This is a genomic window from Phytobacter sp. V91, from assembly GCF_965644225.1.
GTDB lineage: Bacteria > Pseudomonadota > Gammaproteobacteria > Enterobacterales > Enterobacteriaceae > CBFFRJ01.
This window is the reverse complement of sequence record NZ_CBFFRJ010000009.1, coordinates 47,407-66,851: the sequence shown is the minus strand read 5'-3', so window position 1 is coordinate 66,851 and position 19,445 is coordinate 47,407. Positions and strand designations below refer to the sequence as shown.

Below are 19,445 nucleotides of genomic sequence, written 5' to 3'. Positions count from 1 at the left end.
AAAGTGCGGGCATCGTGAAAAATCTATGGCAAAGAAAGCCTTATGTTCTCATAACTGACGATTAAATCGCACCTTCCCTAAGGTAAGGCTAATACAGATAAGGACTCCACTGAACCCCACCGATTAAATCGCACCTTCCTTAAGCGGTCGTATATTGATATTCAGAGCTGGAAACCCTTTGATAAAGACAAAGCCAATTTCCGACTGTTGCATAATCTCTGTATGAGCGCGCGGCTGGATTTTGTTATTGCCTATAACGTCCGGCATAAAGCGCCGACATTTTTCGACGATCCTTCGCAAATAAAGCTTTTCTATTACGACGCGGATTTCACTATTTCGCAGCAGAAGATCGTACCGCTCAGCGATTTTTTAGCGTTGAATTACTGAAGGTAAAAACGGGCGCTGAAGGCCCGTTTCCCATGCCCTTACTCTGCTTTGCCTTCCATCAGCGCATTGATTTTGGCATATACCGCCTGGGCGCTGGTGGCTTCGGTAAACTCCACGTTGATAGCCAGGTGTTTGAGCGTGTCGAAGAACCTGCGCTGCGCCTCCACAATGGCCTGGTCATTAACGCGCATATTCTCGGCTTTGGTCTCAACCAGCAGACAGACGCGGCTGGCATCTTCACGCTCAATCAGATAGACAAAATCTGGGGTGGTTGTCCCGCCGGTATATTTCGGTACCTGAATGGCCCGTTTCGGCAGCTTGCCAAATACCGTGATCTTCGCCGGGTAGTGGTATTTGAGCAGCGCCAGCTCAGGATCGGCACTGTCGTAGCGTAATGGCGGCAGTTCGTAGAGATAGCGCTTGTCATCAATGGCGCTGTCGTCAGTGGATGTCCCGAGGATCTCCGCGGTCACCTCGGCTTTAAACTGCTGGCGTTGGCTGTCAAAAATCGATGTGGAGGCCTGGAACGACAGCGGCTCGTACACATAGCTCTGGGCGAAACGCCTGTCAAAGCGCTGTTTAAACTCCCGTACCAGGCTGTCCAGCGAGGGCTGACTAAGGTAACGGGCATCACCTTTAAAGTGGTCGCGCAGTATCGCTAACAGCTGCGGGTGAACCACTTTCACTGACAGGCTGGTCTGTAAAATCAGCTGTTTAAGAAACTGCCCGTACTTCATGCCCGGCAGGAACTGGCGGGCGTCATAATCGCCTTCACGTTCGGCAACCATCATCTTATGGCCGTCATTTAGCCGCAGGGTCTGATGAACCTGGCTGGGTTTCTGACGGCTGTACAGCGCCGGATTGCCGATAACCTCGTGAGCAATCTGCGTAATGGCGTCGGGGATCCGCTCGAACTGCACCATATAGCGACGGGAGAACTGCAACCAGACCTCTTTTAGCTGCGCCCAGTTATCTTTACGCAGCGCCACGCGCAGTTTAGCGGCAGGTTCGTTTTCCCGAATGCGATCCGCGCGCACCCGCGCATGATCCAGCTCGCTGTAAAAATGCAGCAGCCACTCAAAGCCGCTTTTTGTGACGCCATCAAGAGTCACTTCAGGATTAAAGTCGTTATTGCGTTTAATCAGTCCTTTCTCATCCAGCTCATCCAGCAGGGTCTCTTCGCTGTAGGCCGGATTCACCTTCTGCCGTTCGCCGACAATAAGTGCGATCATCGCCGCATCAAGTTTCTGCTCGTTAAGCTGCACCTTGCTGTCGCTGTTAATCTCGTCGACCAGGGTGCGGGCAAAGCCTTTTTCGTCATAGCCAATCAGGAACGCCAGCCGGGAGGGCCACTCTTCCTGCTGCACGCGGTGGCCATTCTCATCCACCGGCAGGCGCAGGCCGCGGCCCACTTCCTGAATTTTGCTCGACTCACTGCCGGAGGTGCGCAGCTTGGCTATCACAAAGACGTTGGGGTTGTCCCAGCCTTCGCGCATCGTCCATTTGGAAAACAGGAAGCGACGGGTTTCCCAGTTGCCGTGGCGGTCTTTAAAGCTGAGCAGCTTCTCTTTGTTTTTGAGAATGTCGTCGACTTCTGCCTGAATGGCTTCATCGCCGCTGCCCCGGTCTTCACCAAAATAACCGGCGTGGACGTTCTGCTCATCGGCATTGAGGCTTGCAAGAGTCGCGCGCAGGAAGGACAAATACTCCACTTCACGGGGCAGGCGCTTCGGTTCGTATTCAGTGATAAGACTCTTAAGCTTCGCGCGCAGCAGGCGCTCAAAGGTCAGCTTTAACCAGCCTTCGTCATCGCGGTAGCTCTTAATGCTGTCGATAAAGAACAGGCTGAGGGATTTAATGCGCGGCGCATTGTTCTCGTGCTCGTTACCCCGCAGGAAGTTGGCCTGCTCGGTGGCAAAATGTTTGTCGATGGCGTCCGAAACGATCAGTTGCTGGTAGCTGGCGTTAAAGGTGCCGGGCACCAGCGCCATGCCTGGCTCCAGCTCCAGGTCGTTGGAGAGCATCTTGCTGCCGGCATATTCAATGTTGCCTTCAAACCCGGCGTCCACCTCGGCCAGGTTATCGCCCACTCCAATCTCGAAGAACTTACTGCCCTGTTTAAGTGTCAGTTTTTTGGCGCTGACGCTGTCCACGGTATAGCGGTTTTGCGCCTGCGCTTCACTCAGGTTGGGGTAATAAATATCGATGCCTTTCACCAGCCCGCCGTTAAAGCTGTCCACTGCATTGAGATCGAACTGCGGCTGGCGGCGGTAATAGTCTTTACGCACGATTTTGTTTTTGCCTTTCCCCTCTTCGATTTCCGGGAAGGTTGCGCCAAAACGCACGATCATCTGCGGCCTGATGGACTCCACCGCTTTGTAGAACTTATTGTCGCGGGCGAAGCGGTGCGGCTCATCCATAATCACCACCGGGCGGGTCATTTGCAGCCCTTCGATGGGTGAGGTCAGCCCGCCAAGCAAGGTCTGGTCATAATCATCGCGGGTCATACTGGCCGAGTTCAGCATCTGCGCATTGATCAGCAAAACCTGAATGCTGTGGCTGTTACGGCGGCTGGCATCGGTGAAGTTCAGCAGCTGTACCGGGAAGTTTTTACGCCCGGATTTGGCCTTAAAGTCCCCGGCGTTAATGGTCGAAAGCTCAATGTGCGTGTTTTCATAAAACTGCGAAAAGTGCTGGCGGGCATAGTCACTGGTTATAAAATTGCGCGCGCCTTCCTTAATGGCAGGCGTCGGTACGACCAGCACAAATTTGAACAGGCCAAACTGGCGGTGCAGTTCATAGATCAGACGGGTGTAAACGTAGGTTTTCCCGGTGCCCGTCTCCATTTTTACGTCGATATGGGTCTGGTCTTCATAGCGGCCGTTGATCAACGGGTTGGCATAGTTGTCGTTGTCCGCAACCGAATGATCGATACCGGAAAAATGGCCAAGAATGGCCTCGAGCGCCTGCTCCTGATGCGGTAGCTCTTCAAGTAAAATTTTCATGTCGCCGCCTCAGTAACGCTTCACCAGATTCACTTTCTGATCGAGCTGCTTTAAGCCCAGCTCCAGTTCGCGAATGGATTCGAGATCGAACGAGTAGCCGTAAATCACTACCGTCTGCACCGCCAGTTGATGCGTACCAATCCGATTGAGCAGTTCGCGGGTCTGCGCGGCGCGCCATTTTTCTTCAATCAAATACAGCCGCGTGCCATCGACGTAAGTGGCTTTATACCCGGCGAAACTCAGCGTTTCGCTGGCTACGTCCATGCGGTAACCGTCGGCAACCAGCCAGGTGGTGAGGAGGGTCTCTTCCCCGCTGGCCTTACCGGGCAGCCCCAGCGCCGCTGCTGAAAACGGGGCGATCATATTGTCGAAACCAGACCCACTAAAGGCCGTGAGCTGGCCGCTGGTGGTCATAAAATTGCCGGTGGCGATATCGAAACTGTCCAGTGAGTCGAGCGTCTGCTGCTCCGGGGCGACAAAACGGTAATGCTTAAAACCAAGGTCTGCATGAGTGGCTGGCATCTGCTGGCGAATATTGCGCGCCGCACGGGTAATGCGCTCCCGGCTCATCTCATCAATACTGCGGAACCCCAGCGCGCGGGCGGCGTTATCCTCGCGGATCGGCTCCGCCAGTTGCACGGTAATAAAGTTGTGTTGATGTCCGCTTTCGGCGCTGAGTTCCAGCACCGCATGGGCGGTGGTGCCGGATCCGGCAAAGAAGTCCAGAATCAGCCCGTTTTCAATCCCCTGAATGGAGTTCAGCATCCGTTTGACCAGGCTTACCGGCTTCGGGTTATCAAAGTGGATATCCAGGGAAGAGAGCAGGGCGTCGTCGCTGCCGCCAAAGTAGAGCAGCGATGGCACGTTCTCATACATATTCTCTTTCAGGATGTACTTCCGGTTCGGCTGGGTGGTTTCGTCTTTGCCAAACAGAATCAGCCCTTTTTCCTGCAACTCTTTCATGGTGGCGGAAGGATTGCGCCAGCCGCGCTCCGGCAGCGGGCAGGCCTTACCGGTCACCGGGTGAATAAGTGGAATAAAATAGTCATCCGGCGCTTTTTTCTTATTCGGCCAGGCCATGGAGACCGGACGGAAAATATCGCCGTTATCGTCAATCTGGTTATAGGCCTTTTCACCGCCGCTAAAGTTTTGCTGGGCGATCCACTCTTTATACTCTTTGCGTACGGCGTCCGTTATGCCCTGATGTTTCTTGATTAAGGATTCGACCTTCTCAATCATTCGCCCGGCATTTTCTTTCGGGCGCTTCAGGCTGTTAACCGCTTTAAAGGCTTCGCTGTTTTTACAGTACGCCAGGATCACTTCATGCTGCGCAGAGATACCGGTGGCATCGCCCTTGGGGTTGCGTTTATCCCAGACGATTTCGCCCAGGTCGTTCGCTTCGCCAAAGATTTCATTGCACAGCAGCTTGAGATTGGCGTGCTCGTTCTCATCAATATGGATAAAGATAACGCCGGACGCTTTCAGCATGCGCTTCGCCAGCCACAGGCGCGGGTACATAAAGGTCAGCCAGGCTGCGTGGGTGGCTTTACCCTGAATGGATTTTAGCCTGCCAAGCTCCTGGTCGTTCAGGCCGAACATCTCCTGCAGCATCTGGTCGCTGTATTCGAAGGTGTCCGGATAGACAAAGCCGTCGGATCCGGTGTTGTACGGCGGGTCGATATAGATGATGTCGACGGCATTGTGGTAATTGTTTTGCAGGTGGCGCAGCACTTCCAGATTGTCCCCGGTCAGGAACAGGTTGTTGCTGGCGCTGTTTTCTGGCTGCGCGTTGTGCTCCACATCCGGGACTATCACGGTGGTCGATTTCTCGCCCGCTTGTTTTTTGGCGTAGTCTTTGCCAATAAAATCAATCTGGTAGCCGCTGCTTAACTCCTCAATGTTACGTGCTCTGAGCGCATCCTGGAATTTCGCCAGATCGAAAGCGCCTTTCGCCAGCAGATTGCCATTTTCGTCGTATTCATCCGGGGTGAAAAACTCAGGCAGCTTAGCGTGCAGTTCATTCAGGAAGGCGCTGTTTGGCGTAATGGACTCATTATATTTCTGTACATCTTTAAGCATTAACGTTTACTCCAGAGCGACGTTCCATTGAGGGTAAAAGGGCCAGGCGTTGTGCATCGTTATCCGCCGATGCCGCTGCCAGGGCGCGGTGATAATACAAAAAAAAAGGCCGGGCCGCCTACCTTGCGGGACAGGGGGAGCTGGCTCTGGAGAAGTGTGACCGTTTAGCACTGATTCTAACGCAGGAGTGGTAGCTGCTATTTGTATCGTAAAGGTTTCAGATTTACTTTATTTCGTTTTTTAGTAATGTTTACGTTACCACTTTAAACGTAATGTATTCCACACGGCATCCTGCAAGGATGCTGGTACACCTTCTGTTTCTGCCAGTTCACGCCAGCCGGATACTACCTTAATCGTGTCCTGGATAATTTTCCGGGCCTTACTGGGGCGAAGTCCTATGCTGTCCCGTGCCACAGCCAGTAAATCCTCCATCGTAAAATTATCTCGTTTACCGGCCAAAGTTAGCTGATGATTTTGTACCCAAATCGAGTCAGATTTATAACTCCAGGCAATATCGAAGGCTGGAACAAGCTTCCATTTGTAGTCGTTGTCGTCATCGATCATGAATGACCAGTTTTTGGTGTGATCATCATGGTTTCTGGCAATGATATTAAAGACCATACGACGATAAATCTGCTCCTGCTCCGGTTTAGACAAACCTATCTTTCGTGCCACAAGAAGCATTTCTTCGTAGCTGTACGCTCCCGGCTTGCGGAAGTCAGCATGATCCATCCCGCATAAGCTCAGAACGTGAAACTTCTTGTTGTGCTGCCGGTCAAATCTTTTCGTCATAAAATGTGCTCTTTGGGTATTTGTCTCCTTGAGCAATTCACAATGTGACATGTTGATCCCTGCCTGTTTTGCCATCAGATGATAGACATATTCCATTACGCCATATCCCTTTGGATCACCGAAAGTTTGGCTATTAGCTTTGTGTTCTTCAATACCATCAAATTTGAGAAGAAAGTGCTCAAACCCATCAGGTGAGTTCACCTGGCCGGAACGAATTTCAGTTCTGTCCTTATTGACGGCTACTACCGCTTTGGCCCTTGCTCCACCCGCAGAGGTGCCAATCTGAAGCAATTGGGTCAGGGAGGATTCTTCGTGATCGTTCAGTTCAAGCCCATTTCGTGTATCGAGTACTTTTTGAGCCATGCGAACCAGTTCAGCCATTAAAAGGGGCTCACTGTTTGGTGTCTCGGGGTTATTGGTTGGCAGGTACTCCAACGCTCCCATCCCGCGATTCCCGGTATAAAGCAGACGATCTATCGCCAGAAACTGAGACTTATCACGTCCTTCACGGGCCAGCCAGGCATTGATTAGAGCGTTACCAAAATCATCTGGCAGTGAGTCAGCAAACATCGCGGGTAATCCACGATATGTTTCCCAGGCTAGAGAGGGGAACGCGAAGACGCCTTTCTTTAGGGGTAAATGCAGTGGGGAAAGGCTGAATCCTGCATCCAGCCAGTCACTGGTGTATTCAAAGGTGGCTATCCCGCTGTCGTCGGTATAAGCCAGATATCCCACAGGGATCCCATCAAACAGCACTTCACACGAATCAGCTATCATTGATTAACCTTTTTTCCTGAGTTCCAGCATGGCCCTGACTGTATTCGTGGCAGGATCCCTGCCAGAAACGGTTAGGTTATCCGTAGAGCGGTGCTGTTTTTTCTGAGCTCTAAACACCTCAGAGGGGCGCACTGTCAGATTAGGGATCAGCACATTGAGGCCTTCAAGCAGGCTCATTTCGCGTAGAACCCCAATGAAGGTTGCAAGGCTACAGGTTCCGTTTTGCAAACGAGCATACGTTGGCCGGCTTACACCAAGGTTTTCGACCAGCGTTTCCTGAGACATTCCACGTGATTTTCTGTATGACTCAAGACGCTCGAACAGTTCTTTCGCAATGGCAGTATCTGACATAGCTATTGTAATTTTCATTTGCACACCTTTGAAACGTATATGTTACACAATGATCTTTTTTTAAGGTTTTTGCAATGTTTACGATCCATGAAATTATAAATGACATATGCGAATCATTAACTAACAAACGGCTCCAGAACTTGCGGCCCATTGTCTGTGTAAATCCCCGCGGAAATTAGGACTTTCCCGAATGGATTGATCACGCAAATGGTTTCACGATGGCGAAAAACAAACGAAACGGATGCATGATGAGCGCACAGGGTCAGGAAGGAAGACTACGCCTTTTGACGACGGGGGAAATTGTGATGGCGCGCCGCCTCTTTGGCGACTCCATCCATTACGGGCATGTATGGATCCACTGCGACAGCTATCTGCCCTTTGGTATGCAATGCAGCTGCTATGCGATGACCCCGAATGGCGAAATATGGTTTCGCGAGCAACACTATAAAGAGGATTTTTCAGCGACCCACGTTTTTATTCAGGATAAGCATCTGTTCATCCATGAATTAGGCCATGTCTGGCAGCACCAGCAGGGGCAATGGGTCAGAACGCGGGGGCTGTTTAGCTGGGCGTCTGACTATGATTATCAACTGGATCAACAAAAACTCACTGATTATTCCCTCGAACAGCAAGCGTCCATTCTGGCGGATTACTGGTTGATTCTGACCTACGGGATCAGCACCTGGCAGTTTTATCAGATGGCGGGCAAGCCGGGTAAATATCGCGGAAAGGACAATATCAACGACATACCCGCCCTTTATCAAAAAATCATTAAGGGTCGGGAGGGAATATGTTAAGGCATAGCCTGGTTATCGCCGCACTGTTATTAACCAGTTGCCACGGCCCCGGCGACCGCGTGGTGTCGCGCGTGCCTGCGCTGGTGGTGATTAAGAACAACGCCGTTTGCGTGGTCTCTGCGCTTAATCCCGACGAGAAAATTACCGGAATTCAGTTCTACAGCAACAGCGGCGAAAAACGGGTCCGCATGTTCCATAAGCAGCCGGTGTATGTGGCGAACGGGGAGTGTTTACCGCTATTTGGTTTTGCCTTTGCGCCCGGTCAATCCTACTCCATGGCTTTTGATGTGGAGACCCCAGACCCCGCAAACTATCACTTAATCACCGCCGAGTTTGGCCTGCAGGCTAACGAACAGGGGATTTTGCGTGTGGAGAACCGTTAAGGAAAATCAGCGCTTCTGACGGGCAGTCTTATCATAAACAACGCGGCTCAGCCCTGATGACCTCGCCATTGATAACGAACCGGGTGCGTTAATTGTTCGACTAAACCGCTATCCGTCGCGCGTTTTAGCCAGTCACTTAACTGGTGCTTATTGAGCTGTGTCAGCGCCGTTAACGCCTCGAGTGTCACCGGGTTTTCTGCGTACCCTGCAAGTTCGCGAATAAAAATCTGATAGAAGTCGACTGGCCCGGCCGTAGCATTTTGCGTTGCATAGTCGGGCTTCTCCTCGCGCAGAGTGACCGAACGGGAAGGAGCCTCCGTTTCGGCTGAGCTGTACAAAGTGGGATGAGCATCAGCGGCGAACAGATCCGATTGTTCCGGGGAGCTACCCTCTGCATGGAGCAGTGACGAAAGAGTAAGATGCTGGATATCCGCAACTGACCACCTTGCCCCTTTCGCCACCAGATGGGCGTTGGCAGCATTGCTATCGTCGGTGGGTTTAACCCACAGTGGCACCCAGCCATTTTTCAGGTTTTCCTCAGCACCATTCAGGGTGCCGCCTTTCGTACCCGAGTGGATAACTAACGCACTTTCAGCCAGGCAGTAAATATACTTATTCCTCGCCATCGCATTACCGACACTAAAACCCGCCTCCGGGTAAAACGGAGAAATCAGCACCAGGTTGCCGTTCATCAGGCCGTGACGCCATTTCGCGCTGGTGGCGGCTGTGAGTAAACTGTCAGCCATGATGCCAATCACCGCACCGTTTCCCTGCATTGCCCCCAGCATAGCGGCTTCATCCACTCCCCGCGCCCCGCCCGAGACAATCGCTAACTTTTCTGAGGCCGCTTTTGCACCCACAAGAGAGGTAAATTGCAGGTCGGGGTCACTGGCGTTGCGGGAGCCCACGACGGCCAGGCCGCTCATGTTGAGCAAGTTTTTATTGCCGCAACCAAAGAGGACGGGAGGGGCGCCGGTTTTCAGGCGTTGCTTGAGCCGCCAAGGGTATTCAGGATCTGCGCGAGTCACCAGCCACAGTCCCGCACGCTGCCACTTTTCCGTCGCCAGCGCCAGACTGTGCCCGCGATTGAGCAGCGCAATGACCCGCTCCGTACTGATGTGCGGGTCCTGCCAGGTTTGTAGCAACGAGGGCACGTCCGTTGTGAGTAAGTCCGCGGGGGTGACAGATTGCTCTTTGAGCCACCGGGCAAAGCGCCCCCACTCTGTATTGCTAAGGGGCTTCACATCATCACGGCTCGCCTGCGAAAAATAGCTGGTGAGGAGTAACGTAGCCTGAGCCATAGGCGATAAATTCATGCGTCTTTCACCGAAGAAGTTGCCAGCGCGGCAGGGTAGACGCTGCCGCTGCCAGCCTGTTGTAACAAGGCTGCCAGCACGGCGAGTGTCCAGCCAGAATCAACAATGTCATCAATAAGCAAGACCGGAGTATTAGGTATTTTGGGGTTAATAGCAAAAGCGCCATCGAGGTTATGGCACTGATGAAAGCGATTCTGCTGCTCTTTTTGCGGTGGGTTACTTTTCACCTTACGAATGGCATCGATAAAAGGAAGCCCCAGTAAAGCTGCCAACCGACGGGCAAAATGGCGTACCAGTTCAGGGTGTCTGAGAGAAGGAACGCAGCAGACCCAACCTGGTGCGGGTTCGGGCTGCCAGCGCGACTGGATCATCTCCGCCATGGCCTGGACTAATTCATCGCTGAAATGGCCCGCATATTTCTGGTTCACCACGGTTCGCCCCCAACCGGCATCGCCCCAGCGGGAAAGCACTCGTCCTTCCTGCGTCCGGAGATTCGCTGGCAGATTGCCTTTAAAGCCATATTCCACAAAGGCATTGGCGGCAACCTGGATTTTTGGCGCGATGGTGGCTTCTGCTTGTCTGAGGAAAGTGGCGGCCTGATGTGCGAGCGTAGCATCGACGACATGCGCCAGCACTGGCAGGCCGAGACAGGACGCGCATTTCCCGCAGGGTGTCTTATCATCGTCATCCAGAGCATCGCGCAGGAAGGTCATTTTGCACCCGGGCGTGGCGAGATAAGCGTTAACCTCATCCCACTCTTTTTCACGCTGGTGGGTCAGATGGGCGATACGCGCTTTATCCATCGTGTAATGCAGAGGCGTTCTGCGCCACTGACTGCCCACTTTGATTATCGGTGCCGGATTTTCAACGCTCAGCAATTTGAGCACTTTTTCTATCTGACCGTGCCGCAGATTAGTGCGTTCTTCAATGCCGCGCATCGACAGTCCATCACTGTCAGCCAGTACCTGAAGGATCTGATTAACCTGACCTTCTGAAGGGAAGGCGGCATCACGGAAAAATGCATGAATATCTTTGTCTTCAACGCCGGACATCAGTACGCCGACGGCACTGTCGATACCACGCCCGGCGCGCCCCACCTGTTGGTAATAGGCCACAATAGAACCCGGTGCCTGGTAATGGATAACAAAGCTTAAATCCGGCTTGTCATAGCCCATTCCCAGCGCGGTGGTGGCGACCAGGACTTTCAGCTGGTTGTTGAGCAACTGGTTTTCCAGGTGCTGGCGTAATGCATCGCTGCTTTCGAATCCTTTGGCTTCAACGCCGCCATGATAGGCCTGCGCATCAATACCCTGTTGTTGCAGCCAAGTGGCGACCTGTTCCGTGTCGCGCACGGTCAGGGTATAGATGATGCCGGTGCCTGGCAGTGTCGGGACAGTCTGCGCAAGCCACGCCAGACGAGATGCCTGATCGGGCTGAATCATGGTTTGCAGCGCCAGGCTTTTACGCACCAGCGGTCCTCTTTGAATCGCAATATTCCCCAGCTGCACCTGAATATCCGCCACCACGCGATTATTGGCTGTTGCGGTGGTGCCTAATACCGGTGTGTTACCCGGTAGCTGGCGGAGGATACTCACGATTCGGCGATAATCCGGGCGGAAATCATGCCCCCAGTCCGAAATGCAGTGCGCTTCATCAATCACCATCAGCGCGATACGGTCGGCAATTGGCTGCAATACGGTTTCGATAAAGCGGTCGTTTGCCAGCCGCTCGGGGGAGATCAGCAGGCAGTCAATCTGGTCGTCGAGAATACGTTGCGTCACCGCAGACCAATTCTCCGTATTGGTGGAGTTGAGGGTTTCGGCTTTGATGCCCAGGCGACGCGCGGAGTCAATCTGGTTGCGCATGAGCGCCAACAACGGCGAGACGATAATGGTTGGCCCGAGTCCCCGATCGCGGAATATTTTGGCGCTGATAAAGTAAACCGAGCTTTTTCCCCAGCCCGTTCGCTGCACGACGAGCAGTTTTTGCCGTTGATTGACCACCGCATCGATGGCTTCCCACTGGCCATCCCGAAATGTTGCCGTCGGATTGGCCAGCGCGGTTTGTAATAGCTGCTGGGCCTGTAATTTGTTCATCGTCATTCCCTGAGATTGGTGTTGGCATTAAGGATCGCTGGTGATTAGAGCCGCAGTGCAGGGGGATTGTTCACGCTAAGTCTGGAAGCCGTCACGCATTATTGCGCTTTTCCACCGCCCGTATTTTGCCATGCCTCATTCCACCCCACCCTTGACCACCGACAAAGTAACGCCTGCCGATCCCTCGCATAATCACGCCCGCTTATCTTTTCACGGGTGTGACCACATGGCTTACCAACTAAACCTTAACTGGCCTGAATTTTTAGAGAAATACTGGCAGAAAAAGCCGGTTGTATTGAAAAACGCGTTTGCGAACTTCGTCGATCCTATTACGCCAGATGAACTGGCAGGTCTGGCGATGGAAGTGGAAGTCGACAGCCGCCTTGTCAGCCATTTCAATGGTGAATGGCAGGCCAGCAATGGTCCGTTCGAGCATTTCGACGGGCTGGGCGAAACCGGCTGGTCTCTGCTGGCGCAAGCGGTAAACCACTGGCACGCACCCTCTGCGGAACTGGTCAAACCCTTCCGTGCTATTCCGGAATGGCGCTTTGATGACCTGATGATCTCCTTCTCTGTACCGGGCGGCGGTGTCGGGCCGCACATTGACTGGTATGACGTTTTTATCATTCAGGGGATGGGTAGCCGCCGCTGGCGCGTGGGTGACAAACTGCCGCTCAAAGAGTTCTGCCCGCATCCGGCGCTGCTCCATGTTGAGCCGTTCACACCTATCATTGATGAAGATCTTGAACCGGGCGATATCCTCTATATTCCGCCTGGATTCCCGCACGACGGCATCACCCATCAAACCGCTTTTAACTACTCGATTGGTTTTCGTGGGCCTAACGGTCGCGATCTGATCAGCAGCTTTGCGGATTACGCGGTCGATAAAGATCTTGGCGGCGATCACTACAGCGATCCGGACTTAGTGAGCCGTGAAAATCCAGGCCGTGTAGAGGATTATGAACTGGAACGTTTGCGCGGCATGATGATCGAGATGATCAACCAGCCGGAAGAGTTTAAACAGTGGTTTGGCCGCTTTATTACCACTCCGCGCCACGAGCTGGATATTGCCCCGGCAGAGCCGCCGTATGAAGCGCAGGAAGTGCTGGATGCGCTGATGGACGGCGAGGTGTTGACGCGTCTTGGTGGTCTGCGCGTGTTGCAGGTCAGCGGTAGCGTGTTTGTGAACAGCGAACGCTTTGATACCGTTGCGCCAGAGGCCGCAGAAGCGCTGTGCCGCCATCTGCTGATTGGTAAAGAGGAGCTGGGCGAGGCGTTAAACAACCCAACCTTCGTCGCCGAACTCACTGAGCTGGTCAACCAGGGTTACTGGTACTTCGACGAGTAAGAAAGCCCGCAGGGTAAAAGAAGCGACTCAGATGTGATATCAAAAAGACGCGCCCGCTACAGGCGCGTCAGAGGGGCTTTAATTAACCGGTTTTAAGCGGGCGACGAAGTGACGCAGCACCGGCGGCTCATAGGTAAACGTCAGGCCTTTGATCGAGGCGGCGCGCTGTTTTACGGCAATCAGCGAATCAGCGATATAGTCCATATGGTCGTTGGTGTAGACCCGGCGTCACCACGTTGATGGCTTTTGCCCCGTTCAGCTCCACATGCGCCGCCGTGGTGTCAAAGTGGAAGTTGGAGATAAACACCGGTTTTTTCGACTGGCAGCGGGCAATCAGGGCAGGGAAGAGGATCTGCTCCGCGCCGCGCCCCTGATGGGTCGGAATAGTAAACGGATAGCCGATGATTTCTTTCACTTTTGCACATAAATTCTGGTAGTTACGCGAACCGGCGTAGGCTTCGTCGCCCATCATCAGCCCGGCCCACTGGCGATCGCTCATTGCACCGGTGCCGGAGTCGGTCAGCAGGTCAATATAAACGTCCTCGCTGTTAAGCAGAAAGGGGTTATATCAAAAGCCCTGCAATTAGCAGGGCAAACACACTCACTATTAAGACTTAGAAATCCATTTTGACCGTGAATTGCACTTCACGTGGATCGCCAATCTGGTTGCCCAGGTTATTGGTGGTAATCGACGACGTGTAATAGGTCTTATCGAACAGGTTTTTCACATTCAGTTGCAGCGTGACCGGATATTGCAGCTTCATTTTGTAGGCGGCAAAGGCATCGGCAACAAAGTAGCCTGGCAGGTAGTAATCCGCGCCGTTGGTGGCCGAGCGACGGTTCACCCCGTGGCCGCCGCCGCCCAGGGTCAGGGTATTGCCGCCTGGCATATTGTGAATGTCATAGGTCAGGAATACGGAACCGGTGTGGCGCGGTACGTTAGGCATGGGTTTGCCTGCGTATTCCGGATCTTCCAGCACTTTCGCGTCGGTGTAGCTGTAGCTGGCAATCACGTTCATATTGCTGGTCAGCGCCCCGGCGATATCCATCTCCACGCCCTGCGAACGCACGCGTCCGGCGGTTTTCGCCACCGTCTCGTCGCCGACAATCTCGCTGTACATCACGTTGCGCTTGTGAATATCAAACAGGGAGATATTGGCGGTCACGCCGTCAAAGAGATCAAACTTGGCCCCCACTTCCCAGGCCGTGGAAGTTTCCGGCGGCAAATCACCGATATAGCTGGCGATGGAGTACTGCGGCATAAACGACTGCGCGACGTTACCGAACAGGGAAATGGACGGAGTCAGCTTGTAGACCATGCCGAATTTCGGCGTCCACTGCTCGTCGCTGCTGTCGGTGTTGACATTGAACGGGCGGCCTTTCCCGGCGTATTCGGTGTAGTACTGATAGCGCACGCCGGCAACGGCGATCCATTTATCCGTCAGATACAGCGCGTCCTGGACATAAGCAGAGTAGCTTTCCTGTTTGATGGTCTGATCGCTGTCAGCCGCCGAGACGGAGGTGCATTCGCTGGCATTGCCGTAAGTCGGGTTGTAGATATTAAAATCTTTCGCGTTCTTACAGCGGATCATGTCGGTGCGCAGCAGATCGTAGTTCTCATAGGAGACACCGGTCAGGATCTCATTGTAGAACCCGGCGATATCGACGTTGCCCTGCAGATCGGCGCGGGTGCTGTGCATGCGCTGGGTGGATCCCTGAGTGGCATCCACGCGACGGGTCAGGTTGCCGGTGGCGGCATCATAGGCCATCACGCGGGACTGATTGTCGCTGTATTTGTCCTGGCTGAAGCTGTAATCAAACTTCGCCGTCCAGGCGCTGTTGAGGCGGTATTCCGCATTCAGCTGGGCCAGATCCGACTCGCCATCGGTAATGTTGAACGGCTCGTCGAAGCGGGTTTCACGGCTGACGTTCACCGCTTTTTTGGTATTGAGATCGAAGATAGTGCCGCGATCAAAAGGTGTTTTGTAATCACGGTGGGAGTAAAGCACGCTCACCGTTGCATCATCACCAAACCAGGTCAGTGATGGGGAGATAAAGGTGCTTTTCTCTTTGCCGAAATTGCGCCAGTAATCTTCGTTCTGGTATTCGCCAATCAGGCGATACGCCAGCCGGGTGCCTTCGATCGGCCCGGTGACATCAAAGTCTGCCGTCCCGCCACCAAAGCTGGTGGAGGTTGCGGAAACTGAGCCGCCAAAGGTGGTCTGCGGCCTTTTGGTTACAACATTGATAAGGCCGCCAGGATCAAGAATGCCGTACAGCGTCGAGGCCGGGCCTTTCAGTACTTCCACCCGCGAGGTGGCTGCATTAAAGCTGCGCGGCAGCACGGTTTTCAGGCCGTTTGTCATGATGGAGCCGTCGCGGTTGGCACCAAAACCACGGCGCACAAAGGCATCCTGAGTGCCGCCCAGGGTGTTGGTTTGCACCACATTGCTGACGTTATACAAGGCTTCATCAAGCGTGGTGGCATGTTGATCCTGTAGCACCTCGTCACTGACAGTGTTGACCACCTGCGGAATGTCCAGCAACGGCATGGTGGTCAGTGTGGCGGAGGAAGAGGTCAGGGGTTGATAGCCCGATGTCGCCGGCTGATCGGCCGATGACGCTCCCGCCAGCACGGTCAGGGTGTCGGCATCTTTGACCGCTGCGGTATTATCCGCAGCCGCTGCCAGTGGTGAAAATGTGGTGCCCAGAAACAGCGCTGAAAACAGTGCGCGCCCTTTTTTCCCGGAGATATAAGAAGTTAACTCAGCCATGTTGTTTGTTATTCCAAAAAGCCCCTGCCAGTCACCCATGAGGGGGAAGGTTTTTTATTCATTGCCCGATGCCAGAATCTATCCGTTAGCCCGAAATATTGACGCCGGATATGTTATTGAGAATCATTCAAACATGGCGAAATGTAGTAGTAAATGAAAAAAGAGATAAATTCGCTACACGACAAATTCGCAGGCGATGACACAGAAAAAGCAGGGGATTAATATTATTAATTGATTGAAATATAAGTGTTTACTGTTTTTTGTGTAATAAAAAAGTTTCTGTAATAGCGACGAGTTTTCCGCTACCGACTACCCGTTTGAATATCTTGACTACTACATGTTGCAACGGCAAAATCTAAAAGAGAATGATATTTATTTTTATTTATTAAGCTGTCGCGCGCAGCGGTGATAACCGGGTGGCGGTGCAGGAGTGAAGATGCCACAGCAGTTGGAAAACGCGACCCCGCCAGCGGGACTTGTGCTGGAAAACCTCTCTGCGGGGTATCAGCACCAGGTTATTGTCGATGGCATCAATCTGGCTATTCCATCCGGAAAAATGACGGTTCTAATCGGCGCCAACGGCAGTGGAAAATCGACGCTACTTGGCACCATTGCACGCCTGCTTAAGCCCCTTGGCGGCAGCGTTCAGCTTGATGGCAAAGCCATTCATCAGCAGCCGGGCAAAGTTATCTCCCGTCAGTTAGGGATCCTTCCGCAGTCGCCGCTGGTACCCGAAGGCTTAACGGTTTTCGAGCTGGTGTCACGCGGGCGCTACCCATGGCAAAGCTTTATGCGCCAGTGGTCGCAGGAAGATCAGCTCGCCGTTGAGGATGCGCTGGCGGTCACCAATACCGCAGAATTTGCCCATCTTCCGGTCGACAGCCTCTCCGGGGGACAGCGCCAGCGCTGCTGGATTGCGATGGCGCTGGCGCAACAGACGCCGGTTATTCTGCTGGATGAACCCACCACTTATCTCGATCTGCGCTACCAGGTGGAGATCCTCGAACTGCTTCACTCTCTGACCCGCCGCTTTGGGCGCACCGTGGTGGTGGTGCTCCATGATCTTAATTTTGCGGTCAACTATGGCGATACCCTGGTGTTTTTGCGCCAGGGCAAAGTGCAGGGGGTGCTGCATGAGGGCGATCCCTGCCCGGCGGAACTGATCAAAACGGTCTTCGATGTGGATGTGCATGTCTCCATTAATCCCATGAACGGCAAACCCTTCTTTATGCCGTTTCGCCGCCAGAGCGAGCAGGAGCGATGAGCGCGCCATCGCTGATTTTACGCCGCCAGCGTGGGCGAGCGTTGCTGGCAAGCGGGGTTGCGCTGTTGTTGCTGGCCGCGGCGGCGGTTGTTCATCTGGGGCTGGGCGCGCGGCCTGTTTCTCCTCGCACCGTCCTTACGGCCGTACTGGCGTTTGATCCGCGTAACTTCGAACATCAGATAATCGTTAACCTGCGCTTACTGCGCCTTGTGGCTGCGCTGCTGGTCGGCGCGGCGCTCGGCGTGGCGGGAGCCTTATTGCAGTCAGTTATCCGCAACCCGCTTGGCGAACCGCATATTCTCGGCCTGAATGCCGGAGCGGCACTGGCGGTGGTGGTCAGTACCGCGCTGGGCCTGGCTTCAGGCCCGGTCAGACCTCTGATTGCCGCTGCTGGCGCCGGCGCCTTGTTTGCGCTGGTGATGGGGATTGCCAGCGCCGGGCGCGTTGGGCTGACGCCGATGAAAGTCACCCTTAGCGGGGTCGCGCTGACGGCGTTTACCTCCTCGATTACGGCGGCAGTGCTGATCCTCGATGAACAAACCCTGACGGAGATGCGCATCTGGCTGGCGGGAGATCTGGCGGGATTGAGCTGGGCTGCGCTTGGCGCGGCGACAGGGGTTGCCGGTACCGGCTTTGCGCTGGCGCTGTGGATCTCCCCGGCGCTCAATATGTTGACGCTCGGCGACCAGGTGGCGACGGGGCTGGGCGTGTCGCTGGCGCGTACCCGAATGCTGGGTCTGATTGCCATCGCCCTGTTATGCGGCGCGGCAGTCTCCCTGGCCGGGCCCATTGGCTTTATCGGGCTGATTGTGCCGCATCTGGTCCGCTGCTTTGCGACCGACGATCTGCGCCCGGGCATTCCTCTTTGCGCCCTCACCGGGGCGCTGCTGTTGACGCTGGCAGACATTGCCGCCCGAACGCTTATCTCCCCTCAGGAGCTGGCAACCGGCGTGATGACCGCGCTGGTGGGCGCACCGCTGTTTATTCTGCTGGCATCGAGGTTGTTCAAATGAGCCAGAGTCTGCACCGTGCCGGGTTCCGGGCCTTCAGAGTCGGGCGCTTTTCCCGCCTGTGGCGACCGCAGACCGCCTGCTGGGGTCTTGCGCTTTTGGTGATTGCCGCCGGGGTGCTGTTGTATGGCCTGATGCAGGGCTCGCTGCCCGTCCCGGCTTCGGCCATCGGGCGGGCAATCTTTTTCCCAGAGGGGCTTAGCCACGAGCAGCTTTATGTGGTCCGGGATATTCGTCTGCCGCGCCTGCTAATGGCCCTGTTATGCGGCGGCATGCTGGGGATGGCGGGCGCGGCGATGCAGTCGATTACCCGTAACGGTCTTGCAGATCCAGGACTGCTGGGGGTGAAAGAGGGGAGCAGCGTGGCGGTGCTGGCGTTGATCCTGCTCTTTCCGGCGGCAGGCGTGGCCTTAAGACCCGTGGTTGGCATGGCCGGAGGTCTGCTGGCGGCGCTGGTGGTGTTGCTACTGGCGCGCGACTTTTCCCGTCCTCGCTTTATCCTGACAGGCATTGGCGTTTCCTGGACTTTTGCGGCGGGCATTGGCGTCTTTATGACTACCGCAGACGTGCGTGATGTGCAGACCGCGCTGGTGTGGATGGCGGGAAGCCTGCATGCGGCGACCTGGCCATTGCTGCTGGTGGCCGCCTGCTGGGCGTTGCCTGCGGCGGCGATCCTGTTTCTGACCGCCCGCGCGTCAGATGTTGCATTACTGGGTAACCAGGCGGCGGTAGGGCTGGGTGTGCATCTTCCCTGGCTGATGCGTCTGCGCTTTATCGCCCCGGTGTTGCTGACCGCCGCCTGCGTTTCCAGCGCGGGCAGTATTGGTTTTGTCGGGCTGATTGCGCCCCATATGGCGCGCTTTCTGCTGCGCGGCGGCCAGGTGACGTTGCTCTCAGGCAGTGCGCTGCTGGGCGCTTTGCTGGTGCTGGTCGCAGACAGTATCGGTCGACTGGCCTTCGCCCCGTTACAGATCCCGGCGGGGATCGTGATTTCATTGATCGGCGGGCCATTTTTCCTGCTGCTGCTCTGGCAGCGGCGTGACAGGCTGTAACTTCAGGGAGCTTT

The 19,445-nt window shown here is 54.6% G+C and carries 15 protein-coding genes and 1 pseudogene; 7 read left to right on the top strand and 9 right to left on the bottom strand.

The features are described 5' to 3' along the window. The first annotated feature begins 222 nt into the window (after positions 1–222). The gene (locus tag ACSZO4_RS03370; protein WP_437887432.1) at positions 223–387 is read left to right on the top strand and encodes a hypothetical protein; all 165 of its coding nucleotides are present in this window, start codon (positions 223–225) and stop codon (positions 385–387) included. Between the two features lie 38 nt (positions 388–425). On the opposite strand, the gene ACSZO4_RS03365 is transcribed toward ACSZO4_RS03370, so the two are convergent. The 4 genes from ACSZO4_RS03365 to ACSZO4_RS03350 form a co-directional block, all read right to left on the bottom strand. Beyond that, positions 426–3,392, bottom strand: coding sequence for a type III restriction-modification system endonuclease (locus ACSZO4_RS03365; RefSeq protein ID WP_437887431.1), 2,967 nt, complete (start codon positions 3,390–3,392; stop codon positions 426–428). Positions 3,393–3,401: 9 nt separating this feature from the next. Further along, positions 3,402–5,471 (bottom strand): site-specific DNA-methyltransferase, encoded by a 2,070-nt coding sequence (locus ACSZO4_RS03360; RefSeq protein ID WP_437887430.1) that lies wholly within the window; start codon positions 5,469–5,471, stop codon positions 3,402–3,404. Positions 5,472–5,726: 255 nt separating this feature from the next. Continuing rightward, positions 5,727–7,040, bottom strand: coding sequence for a type II toxin-antitoxin system HipA family toxin (locus ACSZO4_RS03355; RefSeq protein ID WP_437887429.1), 1,314 nt, complete (start codon positions 7,038–7,040; stop codon positions 5,727–5,729). Positions 7,041–7,043: 3 nt separating this feature from the next. After that, entirely contained in the window at positions 7,044–7,409 is a 366-nt protein-coding gene (locus tag ACSZO4_RS03350) for a helix-turn-helix domain-containing protein (RefSeq protein WP_437887428.1), read from the bottom strand. A gap of 230 nt (positions 7,410–7,639) precedes the next feature. Between ACSZO4_RS03350 and ACSZO4_RS03345 the strand changes: the two genes are divergently transcribed. Further along, positions 7,640–8,188 carry a type IV secretion protein Rhs gene (locus ACSZO4_RS03345; protein ID WP_437887436.1) on the top strand — a complete coding sequence of 183 codons (549 nt, stop codon included), beginning with the start codon at positions 7,640–7,642 and terminating at the stop codon, positions 8,186–8,188. Next, a complete protein-coding gene (locus ACSZO4_RS03340) occupies positions 8,182–8,571 on the top strand; it encodes a putative T6SS immunity periplasmic lipoprotein (RefSeq protein ID WP_437887426.1) in 390 nt (129 codons plus the stop codon). Before ACSZO4_RS03345 ends, ACSZO4_RS03340 begins: the two co-directional genes overlap by 7 nt. 47 nt (positions 8,572–8,618) lie before the next feature. On the opposite strand, the gene ACSZO4_RS03335 is transcribed toward ACSZO4_RS03340, so the two are convergent. Together ACSZO4_RS03335 and ACSZO4_RS03330 are read right to left on the bottom strand one after the other, a co-directional pair. Beyond that, a complete protein-coding gene (locus ACSZO4_RS03335) occupies positions 8,619–9,887 on the bottom strand; it encodes a DNA-processing protein DprA (RefSeq protein ID WP_437887425.1) in 1,269 nt (422 codons plus the stop codon). Further along, a complete protein-coding gene (locus ACSZO4_RS03330) occupies positions 9,884–11,983 on the bottom strand; it encodes a RecQ family ATP-dependent DNA helicase (RefSeq protein WP_437887424.1) in 2,100 nt (699 codons plus the stop codon). Before ACSZO4_RS03330 ends, ACSZO4_RS03335 begins: the two co-directional genes overlap by 4 nt. A 226-nt stretch (positions 11,984–12,209) precedes the next feature. Between ACSZO4_RS03330 and ACSZO4_RS03325 the strand changes: the two genes are divergently transcribed. Then, positions 12,210–13,331 carry a JmjC domain-containing protein gene (locus tag ACSZO4_RS03325; protein ID WP_437887423.1) on the top strand — a complete coding sequence of 374 codons (1,122 nt, stop codon included), beginning with the start codon at positions 12,210–12,212 and terminating at the stop codon, positions 13,329–13,331. A gap of 78 nt (positions 13,332–13,409) precedes the next feature. On the opposite strand, the gene ACSZO4_RS03320 is transcribed toward ACSZO4_RS03325, so the two are convergent. The 3 genes and pseudogenes from ACSZO4_RS03320 to ACSZO4_RS03310 form a co-directional block, all read right to left on the bottom strand. Next, complete coding sequence (locus tag ACSZO4_RS03320; protein WP_437887422.1) at positions 13,410–13,535, bottom strand: hypothetical protein; 126 nt, start codon at positions 13,533–13,535, stop codon at positions 13,410–13,412. Positions 13,536–13,554: 19 nt separating this feature from the next. Beyond that, positions 13,555–13,899 (bottom strand): annotated as a pseudogene (locus ACSZO4_RS03315) (beta-eliminating lyase-related protein); the annotation flags it as partial. A 46-nt stretch (positions 13,900–13,945) separates the two neighbouring features. After that, the gene (locus tag ACSZO4_RS03310; protein WP_437887421.1) at positions 13,946–16,105 is read right to left on the bottom strand and encodes a TonB-dependent siderophore receptor; all 2,160 of its coding nucleotides are present in this window, start codon (positions 16,103–16,105) and stop codon (positions 13,946–13,948) included. Positions 16,106–16,541: 436 nt separating this feature from the next. Between ACSZO4_RS03310 and ACSZO4_RS03305 the strand changes: the two genes are divergently transcribed. From ACSZO4_RS03305 to ACSZO4_RS03295, 3 genes are read left to right on the top strand one after another with little or no spacing between them, the layout of a single operon-like run. Continuing rightward, positions 16,542–17,369, top strand: coding sequence for an ABC transporter ATP-binding protein (locus ACSZO4_RS03305; protein ID WP_437887420.1), 828 nt, complete (start codon positions 16,542–16,544; stop codon positions 17,367–17,369). After that, on the top strand, positions 17,366–18,382 hold the full coding sequence (locus tag ACSZO4_RS03300) for a FecCD family ABC transporter permease (protein WP_437887419.1): 1,017 nt from the start codon (positions 17,366–17,368) through the stop codon (positions 18,380–18,382). Before ACSZO4_RS03305 ends, ACSZO4_RS03300 begins: the two co-directional genes overlap by 4 nt. Then, on the top strand, positions 18,379–19,431 hold the full coding sequence (locus tag ACSZO4_RS03295) for a FecCD family ABC transporter permease (protein ID WP_437887418.1): 1,053 nt from the start codon (positions 18,379–18,381) through the stop codon (positions 19,429–19,431). Before ACSZO4_RS03300 ends, ACSZO4_RS03295 begins: the two co-directional genes overlap by 4 nt. The last annotated feature ends 14 nt before the right edge of the window (positions 19,432–19,445 follow it).